At 54.9% G+C, this 16,314-nt stretch carries 12 protein-coding genes; 2 read left to right on the top strand and 10 right to left on the bottom strand.

The genetic code is table 11. From position 1 onward, the window contains the following. Window positions 1-13: 13 nt before the first annotated feature. From BMW84_RS02720 to BMW84_RS02690, 7 genes are all read right to left on the bottom strand, one after another. Entirely contained in the window at window positions 14-781 is a 768-nt protein-coding gene (locus BMW84_RS02720; RefSeq protein ID WP_091064184.1) for a response regulator transcription factor, read from the bottom strand. Next, on the bottom strand, window positions 759-2,576 hold the full coding sequence (locus tag BMW84_RS02715; RefSeq protein WP_091064183.1) for a sensor histidine kinase: 1,818 nt from the start codon (window positions 2,574-2,576) through the stop codon (window positions 759-761). Before BMW84_RS02715 ends, BMW84_RS02720 begins: the two co-directional genes overlap by 23 nt. Before the next feature lie 219 nt (window positions 2,577-2,795). Then, window positions 2,796-4,595 (bottom strand): ABC transporter ATP-binding protein, encoded by a 1,800-nt coding sequence (locus tag BMW84_RS02710; protein ID WP_175498652.1) that lies wholly within the window; start codon window positions 4,593-4,595, stop codon window positions 2,796-2,798. Window positions 4,596-4,626: 31 nt separating this feature from the next. Further along, complete coding sequence (locus tag BMW84_RS02705; RefSeq protein WP_091064181.1) at window positions 4,627-6,453, bottom strand: ABC transporter ATP-binding protein; 1,827 nt, start codon at window positions 6,451-6,453, stop codon at window positions 4,627-4,629. A 102-nt stretch (window positions 6,454-6,555) separates the two neighbouring features. After that, the gene (locus BMW84_RS02700; RefSeq protein ID WP_091064179.1) at window positions 6,556-7,227 is read right to left on the bottom strand and encodes a sensor histidine kinase; all 672 of its coding nucleotides are present in this window, start codon (window positions 7,225-7,227) and stop codon (window positions 6,556-6,558) included. Window positions 7,228-7,236: 9 nt separating this feature from the next. Beyond that, the gene (locus tag BMW84_RS02695) at window positions 7,237-7,938 is read right to left on the bottom strand and encodes a LytR/AlgR family response regulator transcription factor (protein ID WP_091064171.1); all 702 of its coding nucleotides are present in this window, start codon (window positions 7,936-7,938) and stop codon (window positions 7,237-7,239) included. A 149-nt stretch (window positions 7,939-8,087) separates the two neighbouring features. Beyond that, window positions 8,088-9,053 carry a phosphotransferase family protein gene (locus BMW84_RS02690; RefSeq protein WP_091064170.1) on the bottom strand — a complete coding sequence of 322 codons (966 nt, stop codon included), beginning with the start codon at window positions 9,051-9,053 and terminating at the stop codon, window positions 8,088-8,090. 281 nt (window positions 9,054-9,334) lie between these two features. On the opposite strand from BMW84_RS02690, the gene BMW84_RS02685 reads away from it, so the two are divergent. Together BMW84_RS02685 and BMW84_RS02680 are read left to right on the top strand one after the other, a co-directional pair. Next, a complete protein-coding gene (locus BMW84_RS02685; RefSeq protein ID WP_091064169.1) occupies window positions 9,335-9,952 on the top strand; it encodes a TetR/AcrR family transcriptional regulator in 618 nt (205 codons plus the stop codon). A 25-nt stretch (window positions 9,953-9,977) separates the two neighbouring features. Further along, window positions 9,978-12,383, top strand: a complete 2,406-nt coding sequence (locus tag BMW84_RS02680; protein ID WP_091064166.1) for an MMPL family transporter — start codon at window positions 9,978-9,980, stop codon at window positions 12,381-12,383. A gap of 201 nt (window positions 12,384-12,584) precedes the next feature. Here BMW84_RS02680 and BMW84_RS02675 read toward each other — a convergent pair whose 3' ends face one another. The 3 genes from BMW84_RS02675 to BMW84_RS02665 all read right to left on the bottom strand — a co-directional run bounded on the left by BMW84_RS02675 (window position 12,585) and on the right by BMW84_RS02665 (window position 16,308). Continuing rightward, complete coding sequence (locus BMW84_RS02675; protein ID WP_091064164.1) at window positions 12,585-13,637, bottom strand: glycoside hydrolase family 88/105 protein; 1,053 nt, start codon at window positions 13,635-13,637, stop codon at window positions 12,585-12,587. Window positions 13,638-13,717: 80 nt separating this feature from the next. After that, on the bottom strand, window positions 13,718-15,379 hold the full coding sequence (locus tag BMW84_RS02670) for a type 2 periplasmic-binding domain-containing protein (protein ID WP_091064163.1): 1,662 nt from the start codon (window positions 15,377-15,379) through the stop codon (window positions 13,718-13,720). Between the two features lie 29 nt (window positions 15,380-15,408). Next, window positions 15,409-16,308 carry a carbohydrate ABC transporter permease gene (locus tag BMW84_RS02665; protein WP_091064160.1) on the bottom strand — a complete coding sequence of 300 codons (900 nt, stop codon included), beginning with the start codon at window positions 16,306-16,308 and terminating at the stop codon, window positions 15,409-15,411. Window positions 16,309-16,314 lie beyond the last annotated feature (6 nt).

The following is a 16,314-nucleotide window of genomic DNA, read 5'->3' as shown; positions in this document are numbered from 1 at the left end:
GCTGTTTGGGTGTTCATAGAACAGATTTTTGATTTTTGCGGTATTCACTCGGCGTCACTTCGCACCAGCGCCTGAAGATTTTGATAAAATAATTGTCGTTCTCGAAACCGACCTGATGCCCGATATCGCTGACCGTCCGTTCCGTCTCCGACAGCAGCATCTTGGCCGCCTGAATGCGCCGCTGCTGGACGTAATGCGTCAGCGTCAAGCCCGTTTTACGTTTGAACAGATCGCTTACGTAACTGGCGTCCATGCAGATCAGGTCGGCCAGGCTCTTCAGCGTAATCTCCTCGGCATAATGATCTTCCAGGTATTCGATGATCCGGTTCATTTCCGGGTGATCGGTCGGCTGCGCTTCCGTTTTATCCGGAAACCACTTGTCCGCCTGGCGGAGCTTCTCCATCCGCTGAAGCTCGGCTGCGACCTTTTCCATCATCTGCTTCAATCCCTTGAGATCAAGAGAAAGTTTCAGCAAATACCCGGATGCCCCGTGTTCCAGCGCCTGGTGCGCATAAGCAAATTCGCTGAACGCCGTCAGCATCACGAACCGGCCGTTGAAGCCTTCCTCGCGTGCCGTCTGGAGCAGCTTCACCCCGTCCATTCCGGGCATAATAATGTCTGAAATCACGACATCGGGCCGCAGGCTGCGCAGCATCGCCAATCCTTCCTCCCCGTCCGTCGCTTCGCCGACGATCTCAAAGGGCAGCTCCGTTTTGGCCAGCAGCTTGCGAAGGCTTGCTCTTGCCGGCAATTCATCTTCAACGATCAGGGTACGCCACATCGGCTCCCGCCTCCTTCAGAAATGGTTTGGACAGCAGCAAAGGCAAATGCATGATCACCTTGGTCTGTTCATCGAGCGACTCCAGCGTAAGTCCGGTCGGCTGATTCTTGAACATCAGCTCCAGGCTCTCCCGGACATTGTGAAGGCCGATGCCCTTGCGCTTGCGGGTGCTCTTCTTCTCCTGCGCCCCGCTTAGGCCTATGCCGTTATCCAGCACCTCCAGGTACAACTGGCTGCCCTGGGCATATGCCCGGATGATAATCTCGCCCTCCGCCTCGGAATGGCCGAACCCATGCAGCAGCGCGTTCTCTACCAGCGGCTGAAGGCTGAACTTCGGCAGCAGCGCATATTCCAGATCTTCCTCCCATTCGCAGCGCAGCTGAATGCCGTGTCCGAACCGCTGCCGCTGAATCTCCATGTACGACTCCACCAGCGTCAGCTCGTCCTTCAGCAGAATAAGATCGACCTCGGTATTCAAGGTGGTCTCCAAAATTTTGCCGAGCCCTACGCAAATCTCGTATATTTCGTCTTCATCCTTTTCGAGCGCGATGCTCTTGATCGTATTGAGCGTATTGAGCAAGAAATGCGGATTCATCTGGCCGAGCAGCACCTGAAAGCGCACCAGCTGCTTTTGCCGCTCCTCCAGCTTCAGCCGGTTCAGCAGCTCATTGATGTCTTCGATCATGGCGTTAAAGCTGCGGGTGAGCGCCAAAATTTCGCCGCGTCCGCGTTCGGGTAGCTTCAGCTTCAGATTCGATTTGACCGTCGTTTCCATTTTTCGCTGGAACCGTTTCAGCGGCACCGTAATCGTCGCCGAGATCAGGTAGGACATCAATCCGAAGAGCAGCAAAATCACCCCGTACACGGCATAAAACCGCTGCTTTTGCTTTGTGACATCTTCATACAGCAGCGAGAGCGGAACCTTTTTCACAAGGTAGGCATGGATTTCCTGAATTTCGGTGAAGGTGTACAGCATATGCGAATGTTCATCCACGATCGTCTTCGCGCCGACATCCGGCTCCTGCACGGAACCGGCTTTAAGCATGCTCTGCGCGACGGCCCCCGGCATCTCGTCTTCGGCATCCGACCGCAGCATCGTTTGTCCGGCGGCGTCCAGCAAAAAGTAGGCGTCCCCTGCGCCTTGATCGCGGGTAACCTGCTCGAACCACTCCTGGTAGTCAATGCTGAAACGGCCATAGGCAAAAGGCTTCAGCCCATCGTCGCGCAGCACCTCGTACAGGCTCAGCATCTTGTTGCCCGCCCGTTCGCGCACCGCAACGGAAATGTCGTTTGGATTCCAGGCGGAGCGCTGCCCGCCATCCCGCTGCAGCTCGCGCACCCACGGCTCGGAAGTGAGCGCCTCGTAATCCAGGGATTCTTCCGGCGCATAAGAGGTGTAAGCGTTACCATGAAAATCGATCAGCGTATAAAAAACGGTCGCTCCCGTGAGGAAAAAACTGTTTTCGATGCTGGCAAACTTATTTTCCACTATCCGTTTGCGGTGGATCGGGTCATCCTTCGCCGGCTCCTGCAGCGCCTGCCGCAGCACCGTATCCTGCTCCAGCAGCATGCCGGTCTTCATCACCAGCCGCATCAGGCCGACCAGATCTCCTTTCATGCCTTCGAGCTGCGCAATATTGGCTTCGGAGGCGTTGCGCTCCAGCATCTGCTCCGTCTCCCGGAAATTGTACAGAAACAAGATGGCCAGCGGGGCCAGAAAAAACAGCAGAAACGACAGCAGAATCCGGTGCTTGAACGTTTCCGGGATCAGCTTGTTGAACCAACGCGCGATCATGTAACTTGCCTCCCATTCGTTCCTTATGTGGATACATGTCTGTTATGAATGCGATTTCATTGTAAACGCGGACCTCGGTTTTGGCAATGCGGGGGTGGCTGGGACGGGATTGCACAGCGGGGATGGACATGGTTCTCTCATTCGGTCAAGCTCCCGGCAAAAATAAGGGATGCCCGCGAAGCCGGTTCATGGCCTCCGGGCACCCCCGCGTTCCGCTGGTTATGCCGTATAATGCTGCGCCTGTGCGTTCCACAGTTCAGCATATTTGCCGTTTGTATCCGCAATCAGTGTCTCATGGCTGCCGCGCTGGACAAGCTCTCCTTCATGGAAGACAGTAATGTCATCGCAAAAGCGGCAGGAGGATAGCCGATGGGAAATGTAAATTGCCGTTTTCTCGCCAACGATGGTATTAAACGTGGAGTAAATCTCGAATTCCGCAAGGGGGTCGAGCGCCGCGGTCGGTTCATCGAGCACGATGAACGGAGCATCTTTATAGAGCGCCCGGGCCAGTGCGATTTTTTGCGCTTCGCCACCGGAGATTTCCACTCCGTCCTCCTCAAAATCTTTATAAAGCGGCGTTTCCAGCGACCGGGGCATGGAAGCCAGGCGATCGGCAAATCCGGCTTTGCCCAGACAAGCGATGGCCTTCTCTTGGTCGAACGCTACGCTCGTAGCCACGTTTTGCCCGAGAGAGAACGAGAAGAGTTTGAAATCCTGGAAAACGACCGAAAAGATGTCCATATATTCGGCATAATCGTATTTGCGGATATCAATGCCGTTGAGCGTAATTTCGCCTTCGGTGGGATCGTACAACCGGCAGAGCAGCTTAATCATAGTCGTTTTGCCGCTGCCGTTCATGCCCACAACAGCCATGCGGCGCCCGACGTTCAGCTTGAGGTTGAGGTTCTTAAGCGCGTAAGCTTCCGTCCCGGGATAGCGGAAGGATACATTGCGGAACTCGACTTCATAGTCGTTGTCGGCTCTTTTTTCCGTGGTGAGGCTGCCCTGATACTTCAAGTCCGGCATGTCGGTGAATTCGAAGATGAGCTGGAGCGCATCCGCATTGGCCATGATCATGGACAGATGAAACATGAATGAAGAGACACCGCCGCCAAGCTGGGACAAGCTGCCGGCGTACTGTACAATATTGCCGACGCTGAAGCTGCCGAATAGCGCTTTGATGGCCACAAAAGCATAGATGACGCTGCTGGTTACGGTGCTGGAGACCGCCGACAGACTATTGTATTTAGCCAAGGCCCCAAATACGCGGCCCGCCATTTGAACACTCATGTCCATGATGTCCTGGAACTCGCGCGCGATGGATTTATTTAAGGCATACAGCTTTATGTCCTTTCCGGCCTTGTAGTTGCTCAGGTATTCCCCATAATAATTGCCGATCCGGTTGACCTGCTCAAAACCGCCGATGACCGCCGTCGTTTTTTTCACGCTTGCGGAAGCCCTGTAAATATCCAGAATGACGTTGGCTACGAGCATCGCGGCAATGATTACAGCGAACCACCATTCAAAAATAAAGCTCCACGGGCCGGCATTCGCCGTCTTATGCGACGTAAAGGCTCCGGCTACCAGGGATACCGAAAAGACGACCTGAAAAAAGCTTTGCAGGATACCGCTAAAGCTCCAAAGCAGCCTCGGCAATCCTAATCCGTTTGTCGTTCTCATCATTTTTATTTTTTCATACCTCAAGTGGACGGCGGTATCTTCCACCCGCTCGTAATCCATTTGCCGGATCTTCTCATTGAGCGGCTCATCCAGAACCTGCCAGAATTTGGCCCAGTGATAATTGCCGATGCGGGTCATTGCGCTTAGAAGCAATCCGGTGACCAGGTTAAGCAGTACCGTTGTCCCGGCCAATATCAGCAAATGACGGAGGTCCTGTTGGCCGACCAATGCAGAGATGATCTTAGCGGACATGAAAATATTGATGAACGGCAGCAGCGCAGACATCAGGGATTGAATGAAAAGGGTCAGCAAAATCCCGGGGACCAACGTGTGCACCATTCGATATCCCCGTATGTTCATTCGGATCTTGTCACGCGTTGACAGCATGCTCGGCCACCCCTTCCCTGTAATAATGGCTTTGCACCTGATACATCTCATAATAACGGCCCCCATGCTGCATTAATTCTTCGTGGTTGCCGCATTCCATAATCCGTCCCTGCTCCAGAAGAAAGATCCGGTCGCAAAAACGCGTACTTGCCAGCCTGTGCGAAATAAACACGGCCGTATGACCTAAAGTCATGCGATTGTACTCCATATAGATTTCATTCTCGGCAATCGGATCCAAAGCGGCGGTCGGTTCGTCCAGAATTAACGCCCTGCCGTTTTTGTACAGCGCTCTTGCCAGCGCCAGCTTCTGCAATTCGCCGCCGGAAAGATCCACTGCATCGTCATAAACGCTTTTGATCAGCCTTGTATCCATACCCTCCGCCAGCTTGCCGATCTTTGGAGCGAGTCCTGCAAGCGTCAGCGCTTCACGCACACGCTCTCTGTCCGTCTCTTCTTCGGTCGTTGCCGATACATTCCGGGCGACGGATAAAGGCATAACGAAAATATCCTGAAAAACGACGGAGAACAGGCTGAAGTATTCCTTGCGGTTGTAGGCGTTAACCGGATGGCCGTTCAGCAGAATTTCGCCCCCGGTCGGATCATACAATCCGCACATCAATTTAACGAGCGTCGATTTGCCCGCGCCGTTCAGCCCCACAATCGCCAGCTTCTCTCCCCTGGCAAGCGTAAAGCTCAAGTCTTTAAGCGTATCCTCGCTGCTGCCGGGGTAACGGAAGCTCACCTTCCGGAACTCCACCCACAGCTCGCCTTCCGGCAAAGGCACTCCGGTACCCTGATTGGTTTTATCCGGATAATCCAGATACTCCCGCATCTCCGAGAAGCTTAGATGAAACCGGTTGATGCTGTCGAAATCGCTGACCAGGCCGTTCAACCAGGTGGTAAAACCCCCGATTACACCGAAATACAGCACAAAATCCGCTACGGGCAAATGCCGGTGAAACACGAGATAAACCAAAAACCCGTAAGCAATTCCCTCGCGCAGCAGCGAAAGGAGCGCTCTTAAGCCATCAGCGGCTAAACCCAGTTTCTGCTCCTTCTGCTGCCAGTTCATCCGCTGGCCAAGCGTGCCCGCGAAGACTTGCCGGAACCAGTCGGTCATGCCGTACAGCCGCAGGTCCTTCGCTCTTGTGAAATCCCCTGAATTATTGCGCAGATAGTCCAATTTCCGGTCATACGTTTTCCAGCGATCCTTATTCCGGTAACTCCAGGCGGCAGTGATTTTGAGGATCGGGAAACCGGACAACGTGGTCACTGTAATCGCCAGCAGAATCCACGGACTTAGTTGAAAGAGGATCGCTGCATAGGACAGAATGCCGAGGATATTGGCTGCAAGCGAGGAAAAAGCCTTTGCAATCAACCGCGCTCCCGATTGATCCGTTCCCGCATTCTCCAGCGCCTTGCTGATGCGCGTCTGCCCGGCGGCGCTTTCCATGTTCTCATAATCGCTTTCTGCGCATTTGTCCATGGTCAGCACCTGATAGCGGAAATCCTGGATTAACATAAGCTGCTCCAGCTTAGCATTTAAAAATTTTTCCGCTACGAGCGAAATAATCAGCCCCAGGGTGATCGCCGCAATGAGCAGCAGGACATCACCGGGAGACTTCCTTTGCGTCACGGCGTTAACGACCTCCCTGGACAGGTAAATGCCCAAAAAAGCAACGGCTACCGTAAACGGTGAACGCAAAAAAGCATAAACGGTCATGTCTTTTTGCCACTTCCACATGTTTCCGAGAACATATTTCAGGTTGCTGTACAATGAATAGGTTGGTTTTTTCTTTTCCGTTTTCATTCGGTTCCCTCCTTTCCTGCAGCATACCCCAGCGCCGGCCGGCTGTGGCCGTTTCTGCGCGAACTGCAGCTTTTTCGCCCTGAAATATGAAAAAAAGCCGCTTTACAGCGGCAGCAGGACCTCCGTGCTAAAAGCACCGTCTTCATCGCGGCGTTTGATATATCCGGCATATTTGTCCACGATCCGGTCCACCCGCTGCAGTCCGAAGCCGTGGTTGTCCCCTTTGCTGCTCGCATAACGGCCGCCATGCCGCTCCTGCTTCGCCCCGGACCCGTTGGTCACCGAGATATACAGATTATTGCGCTTCAGGTCTATGTACACCCGGATAAACCGTTTGGCGTCATCGCCGGTCCGCAGACAGGCTTCAATGGCGTTGTCCAGCAGGTTGCCGAGGATTACGCATAAGTCGATCTCCGCGACCGCAATGGTTTTGGGGACGACCGCCTTGGCATGAACTGTGATCATGCGAGCGTTGGCAAGGGACAGCTTGGAGTTAAGGATGGCGTCGACCATCACGTTGCCGGATTTAATCAGCGTGTCCACACTGCCAAGGTCGCTCTCCAGCGCATTCAAATAGTCGTCCATTTGTTCATGTTGACCCAGTGAACGGAAGGCTTTCATCATCTGAATATGGTTATGGTAATCATGCCGCCAGCCGCGCATCTGCTTGTAAATATTTTCGACCTCCACGATATGTTTCTCCATCAGATCGTTCTGGAAGGCGGCAATCCGGCGGTCAATGGCGCCGCGGAATAAAAAATCAATCAGCCCCATGGCTCACCTCTAGTTATATTGAATGAATGCCTGATTTACGGCATCGTACAAGTCGCGCGACAACGGAAGCTCCCGGCCATTCTCCAGCACGACGGCTGTCCGGGTTACTCTCCGTACATAGCGCATGGAGACGAGATAGGAGCGGTGGCAGCGGATAAATCCTTCGCCCAGCGCCCGCTCCATGTCCGAAAGGCGCATCTGAAAGTCCTCCGTTCCGGTTGTCAGATGCAGCGTGGTTGTATGCGACAACACTTCCGCGTAGACGATATCGTCCGCTTTGATCCGAATGCTGCCGCCCCCCCTGGGTAGCAAAAGCGTCCGCGGGACCGTCTGCAGACGAGCCTGCGCCCGGTCCAGCACTTCAAACAGCTTCTCCGCTTTGACCGGCTTCATCAGATAATGCAGCGCGGATACCTCGTAGCCTTCCCCCATAAAATCGGGATAGCCGGTGATGAAGACAATTTGCATGCTGTCGTTATCCCTGCGGATTTGCTTGGCCAACTCGATGCCGCTCAGATGCCCCATCTGGACATCCAATAAAACCAGCTCGGCGTTCGGCCGGTCCGCATAATGAAACAAGAAGCTTTCCGCGCTCTCATAAGTAGTAAACGCCGCGGCAATTCCCCGGGCATCCGCCCATTGTCCCGCCAGCTGCAGCAAGTAATCGATTTCTGCCCGTTCATCGTCGCAAATCGCAATATTCAGCTTCAATTAAACCAGCCCTTTATGTAAAAATAAATGCCCCCTGTCGCATCAGCATCTTTATTGTAATTGGGGAATCCAGGATTTGGCAATGAGTCTTCCGAAGGCGCAAATACGGCAAGTCGGTGGAAGCGCTCGAACCGGTCACTAAAATCCCGCTAAACTCCGGGCTGTGACTTACGCTCCATCCACTGCCGCAGCATGTCTGTACCCCAGTTATAGCTGTCCCGGGTCTCGTATTGGCGGTAATCGCACTCCATGCTGGCGATCAGGAACAAATAAATATCGTACCACTCCGCGCGTTTTAGCTGTTCAGGGGTCAGCTTCCCGGTGCCGTAGCCGCTTAGAAAATCATCGCTCAGGCCGTACGTCCGGAAGCCGACCTCCATCAGCACATCCCCCCACAGGCAGCGCTCGAAATCAATGATTCCGGTGATCCTGCCATCCTGAACGAAAATATTGCCGGCCCAGATGTCCCAATGCACCAGCCGGGGTTCGGTGACTTCCCGGAAAAACTCCGCCTCGCCGTCGAGTGCGCGCAAGATGTCGCTGTCCGCAATCTTCAGGTCGACATTCATTCTCCGCGCATCCTCCAGCGTATCGCAAATCATGCTCCGGAACACCTGGAACCAGTTGTCTCCTTGTTTATCCGCCTGCCCGAAATAGCCGAAGCGGTCATGGGTCAGTGAATGGATCTCCCGGTTATAGCTGCCGGCGCTCCGGTTGACCGCCTGGATCTCCTTCTCCGTCATTTGCTCCGTGATCGAGGCAAAGCTTTGTCCCGGAATCCGCGACATCACAAAATAATCCGAGTTGCATACCGTGCGGCTGTCATCGTAATAGAGTATCTCTGCGACGGGAACATCCAGATTTTGCCGGATAAGCTCCATCGATTGCACTTCGCTGAACATGATATTTTTCTCATGCGTCATGACGGGGGTAGCGGGATGCGGCGCGATTTTCAGAATATACTCCTTGCCCTCCATAGTTGTAATTCCATATGCCACGTTAAAAAAGCCCTCGGTCAATTCCGTAATCCGGGCAACCGCCCCGAGCTTAGCTTGGGCACACATAACTTTGATTTCTGCTTCGGTTTTATTGTTTTTGGTTGAACTGACGGGCATGCCGCACCTCCGAAAAAATATAGTGTTGATCTGCCGCAAGGCTTTGGCTGCATGCATCTTTGCCCACTGCTTCCACTTTACGGTATTCCACCGTTATCTTCGCTTTATCTCCCGTAATTCCTTCCGGGCCGCTCGTTTCTCTACAAAAAGGACATCTCGTTAAGCAAAATCTTAACCGGCTTAAATTGCCCATTGTGCAAATTTGCCCTTTGGGCAAAAATATACTATATTGATAAGAGTCAAAATGTTCAATCCTTTCTGGAAAGGAGGAAGATTGGAACTTGAATTCGAAGCCAACGCTGCGCGACAAGAAAAAGGAAGCCACGGCCGACGCCTTAGCCGAAGCCGCTTTCGAGCTTGCGCTTGTCCGGGGGATGGACGGTTTTATCGTCGATGACGTGGTCCAGAAGGCCGGCGTATCCCGGCGGACCTTCGCCAATTACTTTTCCTGCAAAGAGGAAGCCGTGGCGGCGTATTTTACGGATAACGTCTCCCGGGGGAATGAAGCGTCTCTGCTGGCCCTATTCCCCCCGGACGCGGCGCCGCTGGATGTGCTGTACAACATTCTCAAGCTGCAGTTTACCAAAGAGTTCCTGCACAAGCTGCGCCAGTTCGTTTCGCTCGCCAACCAATATCCGTCGCTGGAACCGTATATTCTTAGCGTGTTTCACCGTTTGCAGATTGCCGCGCAGGAAATGCTGGAGCTGTACGCGCACGACCGTTACTCGGATGGTTATACGCATCTTCTGGCCGGTGCGGTGTACGGAGCGTTTGTGCCGATTCTGGATGGAAGGCTGAATGTCATGCTGCCGGGGGAGACGGAGCTGGAAGGCTCGGATGCAATGCCTTTTGAGCAGTATTTGAACACCATGTTCGGTTATTTGCGGGGCGGTTTTTAAATTAGAGATAAAAGGAGAAACCTACATGTCAACATTTTTATACCGGTTGGGAAAATCGGCTTATTCCAAGCCATGGTATTTCATCGCCGCCTGGATCATCATCCTCGGCGTGGTCGGCTCCCTGCTCGGGGTTAACGGCATTCATTCGAGCTCGGAGATGAAGATCGAAGGCACCGAATCGCAAAAGGTGCTGGATATGCTCGCCGAGCAGCTGCCTGCCGCCGCCGGCGGGCAAGCCAGTGTCGCGTTCACCGCGCCGGAAGGCGAACGTCTGGACACGCCGGAACGTGCGGCGCTCATTGCCAAGGCCGTTAATGACGTATACAGCATGGATTACGTCATTAACCCGGCCGAGCTGGCGGCCGAAGCCGCCGGCCAGGCTGCCGCTGCGGGGCAGGACGCCGCAGCGGGGCAGGACGCCGCAGCGGGCCAAGGCGCGGCAGCCGATCCTTCGGCGGCTGCCGGTGCCGACACGGCTGCGGCAGATCAAGCCGCCGCAGCTGCTGCTGCCGCAGCGCAGCAGGCGGCAGCGGGCTTGCCCTACGGCCCGCTGATGGTGGACGGCGCGCCGCTGAACGGCGTAATGCTGTCCGCGGACGGCAGCATCGCCTTGTTCCAGTTCCAGTTCACGGTGCAGCAGACCTCGCTGCCTTCGGAAGTGCCGGATAACGTCATCGCTGCCGTTACCAAAGTGGAGCAAGGCGGCTCCGGCATCACCGCGATTCCGAGCGACTCGCTGAAGAGCACGCCTTCCATCGGTTCGACCGAAGCGGTTGGCGTTGTCGTTGCCGCAATCGTACTGTTCATTACGCTCGGCTCCGTTGTTGCGGCAGGCCTGCCGCTGATTACCGCCCTGCTGGGCGTCGCCATCAGCGTCGGCGGCGCGTTTGCCCTTTCCAATGTGATTCAAATGACGGATCTTACGCCGATTCTGGCCGTCATGATCGGCCTAGCCGTCGGCATCGACTATTCGCTGTTTATCGTTAACCGCCAGCGCAGGCTGATTCTCGACGAGAAGCTCAGCGCGCGCGAAGCGGCCAGCCGCGCGGTCGGCACCGCCGGCAGCGCCGTCTTTTTCGCCGGCTTGACCGTCATGATCGCCTTGTGCGGCTTGCTGGTTATTGGCATCCAGTTTTTGTCCACGATGGCGCTGGTCGCCGCGTTCAGCGTGCTGATTACCGTATTGCTGGCATTGACCATGCTGCCTGCACTGCTCGGCCTGGTCGGCGAGCGCATCTGCTCCGCCAAAGCCCGCTCTAAAAGCGCAGGCCACGGCGCCCATCAGGCACCGCAAGGCTTCTCGCACCGCTGGGCCAACATGGCCGTGAAGTTCCGCTGGCTGATCATCGTTTTGGTGGTAATCGTCCTTGGAACCGCAGCAATTCCTGTCACCAAGATGGAGCTCGGCATTCCGTCCGGCGCCTCCGCCAACCTGGATACGGCGGCGCGCCAAAGCTACGATATCACAACTAAGGGGTTCGGCGAAGGCTTTAACGGCCCGCTGCTGATCGTCGCTGAACCGAAAAATCCTTCCGACAAAATCACGATGCAAACGCTGGGCAAGCTGACCCAGGAGCTGCAGCAGCATGATAATGTCACGCTTGTCTCGCCGTTGGGCGTCAACGCTACCGGCGACATTGCCATCATCAGCCTGATTCCAAAAACCGGCCCGACCGATACGGCTACGCGGGACCTTGTCCATGATCTGCGCAACGAAGATTCCGGCATTGCCGCCGATAACAATGTATCGCTCGGCGTAACCGGCTTTACCGCGATCAACATCGACATGTCCTCCAAGCTGTCCGATGCGCTGCCGGTATACATCGGCATCATCGTTGTGCTGTCGCTGATTATCCTGCTGCTCGTCTTCCGTTCGATCATCGTTCCGGTCAAAGCGACCGTCGGCTTCATTCTCAGTATTCTCGCTACCTTCGGCGTAACGACCGCCGTGTATCAATGGGGCTGGCTGCATTCGCTATTCGGGTTTGACACCGGCGGCCCATTGCTGAGCTTTATGCCGATCCTCGTGACCGGTATCCTGTACGGCCTGGCCATGGACTATCAGGTCTTCCTCGTCAGCTCGATGCGCGAAGCGTATGTCCATGGCCGCCACGGCAACGACGCCGTCGTTCACGGGTACGACCTGGCCAGCCGCGTCGTGCTTGCCGCCGGCATTATCATGGTTTCCGTTTTCGCGGGCTTCATCTTCGCGCCGGACGCCATGATCAAGCAAATCGGCTTTGCGCTTGCTTTCGGCATCCTGATCGATGCCTTCATCATCCGCATGACGCTTGTTCCGGCGGTAATGGCCGTCTTCGGCGACAAAGCCTGGTGGCTGCCGAAATGGCTGGACCGCCTGCTGCCGAACCTCGATGTGGAAGGCGACAAGCTGATCGCCAAGCTGCATGCCGAGGAAGCAGGGCATAAGTAAGGACGCCACGTTTAGAGCGATCGTCCATCCGCTTAAAAGTGCAAAGGTACCGGCAGATTTAATCTGCCGGTACCTTTTTTATGCGGCTACTCATGGACATCATCGATCTCATTCTCCACTTTGTCTGCTCACAAGCATCTTTCACACTTGCGTATTCTGCTTCATTGCATTTCGTACAATGAAAGGGCGCCTTTCGGACATTCAGTGCACAGCCTTCTCCCGCTCCGCAATCTCCGCCTCCTCCAGCACCGCCGTCAGCAGCGCCAACGTGAGGCCCTGGCCCCAGCCCTGCGCCCACTTCCGGTCAATCTGTAGGTACCCGGCAATGTCGTTCATGACGGCGGTCCCGCCGGAGACGTTCAGCACGCGGCCGTTGTCCGAGATGTTCGCCAGAACGCCGTCCAGCGCCTTTTGCACGTATTTGCCGTGCAGCGGATTGCCCTGGACGACCATCGCCGCAGCGATTCCCGCCGAAGCCGACACTTCGCTGTAAGCTTCAGGGTAATCCAGTACGGTGCCCCACAGCCCGTCTTCCTTCTGCAGCTTTTTGATCGCCGCCAGCTGGTCGCGCAGCGAGCTCCAGATATGCATCATCGGCGGGTACAGATAGGCTTCCGGCAGCCCCTTGGCCGCGCGCGCCATCGTGTAGGCGGCCCAGGCATTGGCCCGCGCCCAGTACATGCCCGACATATGGTCTTTATTTACGTTGTTGTAGCCGTGGTACCATAGCCCAGTATTCTCGTCCTGCAAATAGTTGATATGCCAGTAGAACTGGTGCAGGGCGTCGTCGACCAGCTTTTTGTCCCCCAGCAGAACGCCCGTGCGCAGCAGGAAATACCCGGCCATAAACAGCGTGTCGGCCCAGGCCTGCTCGGGAAAATCATTGTTCGCCGATACAGTATGCTGAAGCACGCGGTCGCCGAAACGCAGCGCCTTGTTCTCCAGATAATCGACTTTGCTGAGGATCAGGTCCAAATACTTCTGATCTTTCGTTTGCTCATACAGCGTCAGCAGCATATGCCCCATGGCGCAGGTGTTGACGGTCCACACCGGAAGCCCGGCGGCCAGATATTCGTCGCAAAACTTAGCCATCCGTTCCAAATAGGCCGGTTCGCCGGTCACCTCGAATGCGCGGCTGACGCCGTAATACGCGACGCCGCAAGGCCAGTCCCAGGTTAGGTCCATATCCAGCGTGTAATTTACGACCCGGTCAATCGTCTGCTTCAGTTCCGTCGTTCCGGTTGTAATGATCAAGTGATGATGCCTCCTTAGCAAAAGCCCCGGCCGGATTGAGCTGGGGCTTTCGTCATTATCTGTTTCACAAAAACAACGGATTAATTGTATTTACCCGCATCGATTGCCGCTTGCTTCTCGTCGAGAATTTCCTGATAGCCGGCATCCAGATACGTTTTCTTGGCCGCTTCGTAAGTCGCGTCGAACTGGTCAACCGGAGCAAGGGCGCATTTGATGTACAGCTCCTGGAACAGCGAGTTCAGATCGGCTTTATATTCGTTCACCTTCTCCAGCACGACGCTGTACAGCGCGTCCGGCGTGCGGAATTCCGCAGTTTCATCATAATATTTCAGCAGGTCTTCCACCAGTGCCTCGCGTCCCGGAGGCGCCCACAGGCGGATGTTGGCTTTGCGGTTGACCGCCGGATCGGCGTATTGGATCGTTTCGGTGACCAGCGCCCAATAGTCTTTGTTGTTGTTCTGGGACAGTACGGATTCGCCGCTGAAATCGGCGGTTTTCACGGCAATGCCGTCGGCATCAAGCGTATAGTTTTGGCCTTCTACCCCGTTTTGCAGGAAAAACAGGTTATCCGGCTGGCTCATCCATTCCAGGTACATATACAGCGCAGCACGTTCTTCAGGGGAGGATTCATAGTTGACGCCCATGATGAAGCCAAACGGCCAGTAAGCCCGGCCCTGCGGCTTGTTGCCTTCCGGAACGCCCGCCCCCGGAGGAAGAATCGCGAATTCGGCCTTCGGATCATTTTTCAAAGTAGCGTCGATGGCATCCGTGTTGCTGGCAAGATACAGAGCGTAAGTGCCCGTTTTTCCGGCAACGAATTCGGCTTTGGTCTTGGCGTCATCGTCGCGCAGATAGAATTCCTTGTCGATCAGTCCGTTATTGTATTGATAGTTCAGGTTGCGCAGGTATTTCTCCGTCGCCGGCGTCGTCAGGTCCGCCACGCTGAGGTCGGAGTACAAAGCCCGTTCTTTCTCGTCGACCGGCCAATCCCGGAACGCATAGTTGAAGTTGAAGAAGTTCTTCTTCAGCGTTTCGGCGCCGGTGCCAAGGCCCGCAGCCTTCCATTTGGCCAGCAATTCGTTATATTTCTCCAGCGAGGTCAGGTCTTCCACCTTCATGCCGACCTTTTCCACCCAGTCCTTGCGGATCAGCGTCGTGAAGTTGTCCACGGCCGGACGCGCGGCGAACAGGAAGATGTTTTTGCCGTCCACCTTGCCGTACTGGTTGATCGTCTCGCTCATATTTTTCCAGTAAGTCGGCGCGTAGTATTCAACTTCGTTATAATCGAGCTCTTGCAGAACGTCTTCGCCGTAATAGGCGATGGCCTGCGGCATGTCATAATGGAAAATCAGATCCGGCGCCTTATGTGAAGCCAGCAATTGTTCGAAGTCGGTCACTTCGCTGCTCCGGGTGATCGGGACAAAATTCACTTTGACGTTGTACTTGTCGCCGAATTCCTTCTGAATCCAGCGTGTATAGTAGTTATCGGTTACATTCCAGCCCTCGAAAGCGCGTTCATAAACCGGGATATCCAAATTGACTTTCTCCGGAAACCCTTTGGAATAATCGGTGTAATCCCCTTTGGCATCGGCGGTTTCCGCAGGTGCATTCGTTGCGGTGTTCGTGCCGGTATTCGCGTCCGCAGCGTTCTTGGTATTGCTATTGTCCGATGAACAGCCGGCAAACACCGTGGTTGCGGTAAGAAGTGCGGCAAGCAGTGAAACGGTTGACCTTTTTTTCATTGCGCGTTCCCCCATCTGATTTGAAATGGTTACTCCTTGATTGCACCGAGCATGACGCCTTGAACGAAATATTTCTGAATGAAAGGATAAATGCAGAGAATCGGGACGGTCGCGAACACGACGCAGGACGCTTTCAGCACTTCCGGATTGCTCAGCTTTACGGATGTGGCCTCCAGCTGGAAGCTTTCGCTGGCCTGGATAATCAGGTAATAAAGCTTGAGCTGCAGCGGACGGAGATCGGTATTTTGTTTGATGTAGAACAGCGCATCCTGGTAAGCGTTCCAGCGGCCGACGGCGTAGAACAAAGATAAGGTGGCCAGAATGGGCTTGGACAGCGGAAGCACGATGCTCCACAGAATGCGGAAGTGGCTCGCGCCGTCGATCCACGCGGATTCTTCCAGACTGACCGGGATGCTGCTCGTGAGCGAGCTTTTCATGATCAGCAGGTTGAACGCGCTGAATGCCAGCGGCAGAATGAGCGACCACAGCGTATCCAGCAGGCCGAGATTGCTGATATTCATGAATTCCGGGATGATACCTCCGCTGAAAAACAGCGGGATGGTGAAGATCAGCGTCAGTACGGTACGGCCTTTAAGCTGTTTGCGGGACAGCGGATAAGCGGCGAAGATGGTGATCACCATCCCCAGAATCGTGAACAGCACCGTGACGAGCACCGAGACGCCGAAGGATCGCAGGATACTGTCGTCGGCGAAGATTTTTTTATAAGCCTCAATCGTAAAGCCTTCCGGCCACAAAATGACCTTGTTGGCAATCACGTAAGCATCTTCGCTGAACGATTTCGAGACGACATGGACAAAAGGCAGCAGGCAAGCCAGCGAGACGATGATCAGAGCAAGGCGGATCAATACATCCCAGATGTCAAAACGCTTTTTCGAACGCATGGCGATCACGCCATTGGATGTTTTCATGTTACG

Source organism: Paenibacillus sp. NFR01, from assembly GCF_900111565.1.
Taxonomy (GTDB): domain Bacteria; phylum Bacillota; class Bacilli; order Paenibacillales; family Paenibacillaceae; genus Paenibacillus_AQ.
The sequence above is the reverse complement of the archived record's forward strand: the minus strand, read 5'-3'. Positions and strand labels throughout refer to the sequence as shown.

Bases quoted from the DNA above. Each gene is read 5' to 3' on its own strand.
- BMW84_RS02720 (WP_091064184.1), bottom strand. From the start codon at position 781: ATGTGGCGTACCCTGATCGTTGAAGATGAATTGCCGGCAAGAGCAAGC.
- BMW84_RS02690 (WP_091064170.1), bottom strand. From the start codon at position 9,053: ATGCCCGTCAGTTCAACCAAAAACAATAAAACCGAAGCAGAAATCAAA.
- BMW84_RS02680 (WP_091064166.1), top strand. From the start codon at position 9,978: ATGTCAACATTTTTATACCGGTTGGGAAAATCGGCTTATTCCAAGCCA.
- BMW84_RS02710 (WP_175498652.1), bottom strand. From the start codon at position 4,595: ATGGTGCACACGTTGGTCCCCGGGATTTTGCTGACCCTTTTCATTCAA.
- BMW84_RS02700 (WP_091064179.1), bottom strand. From the start codon at position 7,227: ATGGGGCTGATTGATTTTTTATTCCGCGGCGCCATTGACCGCCGGATT.
- BMW84_RS02665 (WP_091064160.1), bottom strand. From the start codon at position 16,308: ATGAAAACATCCAATGGCGTGATCGCCATGCGTTCGAAAAAGCGTTTT.
- BMW84_RS02670 (WP_091064163.1), bottom strand. From the start codon at position 15,379: ATGAAAAAAAGGTCAACCGTTTCACTGCTTGCCGCACTTCTTACCGCA.
- BMW84_RS02705 (WP_091064181.1), bottom strand. From the start codon at position 6,453: ATGAAAACGGAAAAGAAAAAACCAACCTATTCATTGTACAGCAACCTG.
- BMW84_RS02715 (WP_091064183.1), bottom strand. From the start codon at position 2,576: ATGATCGCGCGTTGGTTCAACAAGCTGATCCCGGAAACGTTCAAGCAC.